The sequence below is a fragment of the Angustibacter aerolatus genome, from assembly GCF_054776675.1.
The window spans coordinates 1-2,149 of sequence record NZ_BAAHBM010000174.1 but is presented as its reverse complement, the minus strand read 5'-3'; the positions used below and the strand labels follow the sequence as shown (position 1 = coordinate 2,149).

1 pseudogene is annotated in these 2,149 nt (G+C 80.5%); it reads left to right on the top strand.

Annotation, left to right across the window (positions count from 1 at the left end):
- Positions 1-2,149, top strand: a pseudogene (locus tag ACYVI6_RS18560) (hypothetical protein); the annotation flags it as partial.

Here is a 2,149-nt window from a genome sequence, read left to right as displayed (position 1 = left end):
GCCTCGACGCTGCTGCACGACACCGTCGACGGCGTGCCGGTCGGCCTGGCCTCGCTGCTCGACCGGCTGCGCGCCCTCGAGCTGCGGCCCGCGCCCGGGACGGCGCAGGTCGGGCTGGGCGAGCACCTGCACGACGCGGTCGCCGCCCTCACCGCGCGCGCCGCCGCGGCCGGGCTCGACGTCACCGACCCCGCCGGGCAGGCGGTCGTCGAGCAGCTGCTGACCGCCTTCGTGCAGCACACGGTGCAGCAGGTCGGCGACCCCGGCGGGGTCGCGGCGCTCGACGCGCAGGTGCACGCCGAGGGGTTCGTGACGGTCGCCCCCGACGAGCCGGGCAGCACCGAGCGGCTGCTCGACGGTCGCGCCCGGGTGCCGGGCCGCGGCCGCCGCGTGGGCGGCGTCGGCGGTGTGCGCGGGTTCGGGGGGTTCGCCGACCTCGACGGCGTGGCGCTGCAGCAGACCGTGCGGCTCGCCGAGGGGGTGCGACGCGTCGCGCTGCAGGCCTTCGTGCAGGAGGAGGTGGCCACGCCGCGCTCGTCCACGGTGCTGCGCGCGAAGGCCCGCGCGCTCGACGCCGTCCGCGCCCGGGCCGACGCCGGCGCGGCCCCGGGGGGCGGGACCCCGAAGGCCCCCGCGGGCACGCCGCCCGCCCCGTCGGCGCGCACCGAGCGCCGCCCGGCGCCGTCCTGCTTCGTGCCAGCCGATCCGTACCTCGCCGTGCGCGGTGCCGGCCGGTCGCTGCGGCACGGCGGCGACGGCGCCTGGAACAGCGACGGCAAGCTGCTGGTGCGCCACCCCAGCCAGCTGGTCGAGTCGTTCCACCAGGCGCTGCCCGGTGCCGCCGTGTGCGCGACGGTGCCGTCCGGCGCCGTCCCGCAGGAGGCGACCGCGCTCGCCCGCGAGGCGCTCCTCGTCTCGCCGCACCTGCTGGGCTGGCTCGCCCGGGCCGCCGACGCCAGCCGGCCGGCGGTGCCCGGCGCGGACGGCGTCCCGCGGCGCGCCGCGCTCACGGAGGCGTTCGCGGTGCGCTTCGCGGCCGAGCACCTGCTGCGCTTCGACGCCTCGGGCGCCTACTCGACCCGGGCCGGCACCGACGCGACGTCCGCCCCGCACGTCGACGCCGTCTGGCGGCCGGGCGACGCCGACCCCGCCGCGCTGCAGGTGGCGTCGGCGCTGCGCGACCACTCGCTGGTCGACGGCGTCGAGCCCAGCCCGGTGGGCGTGACGGCCTGGGCGCAGCCGTGGAGCCCGACGTGGCTGGAGTTCGAGGTGTCGGTGCGCTCCACCGGCGTCGGCACCACGATCGGCACCGAGCCCCCCGCCGGGTGGCGGCTGGGCCAGACCGACCTCGAGCCGGTCCACGGGCACGACCCGGCCGCGGCGCCGGCGGTGCGCACGGTCGTCGCGCGGGTGCCGCTGACGAGCGGAGTGGCGACGGCCGTCGGCGGGGCGGTCGCCCGGTACCTCGACGACGAGCGGCAGCGGGACGGCCGCGGCGTCGGCGAGGTCGACGCCGACGAGCAGCAGCAGCTCGCCGACCTCGCGTCGGTGGCCGGGTCGCCCGACCTGCTCGGGGCCGCGCTCGACGGCGTGCGGCGCTCGCTGCTCGCCCTGCCCGCGCGCGCCGTCCGCACGCGGGCCGAGGACGGCACCCTCGTGCCGGAGCACCCCACCGAGCCGCCGCTGCTGCTCACCGCGGGCGCGATCGAGGTGACGGCGGCCCGGGTGCTCGACGCCTTCGGGCGGGTGCTCGACCTCGACCCGGCGGCTGCCGCCGTGCCGGCCAGGCTTGGCGTCGACGGCGCGCCCGGTCTGCTGCGGCGCCCGCCGCGGTTCACCGCCCCGGCCCGGGTGCGGTTGCGGCTGGTCGACGCCGCGACGCCCAGCCCGCTCGGCCCGCAGGGCGCCGCGGACGCGCGCGTCGACGAGGTCGACCCCGCGGCCGCGGTGAACCCGGTGGCCGGGTTCCTGCTGCCCGACCACGTCGACGAGTCGGTCGAGGTGCTCGACGCCGCGGCCCTGCCGAGCGGCGAGCTGCTCGCGGCGGGTGCCGACGGCCCGGACGGCGGCGGCGTCGTCTGGGAGCCCGCGCCCGGCCGGCCGGTGCCCGTCGACGCGCCACCTGCCACGGGGCTCGCCGACGCGCAGC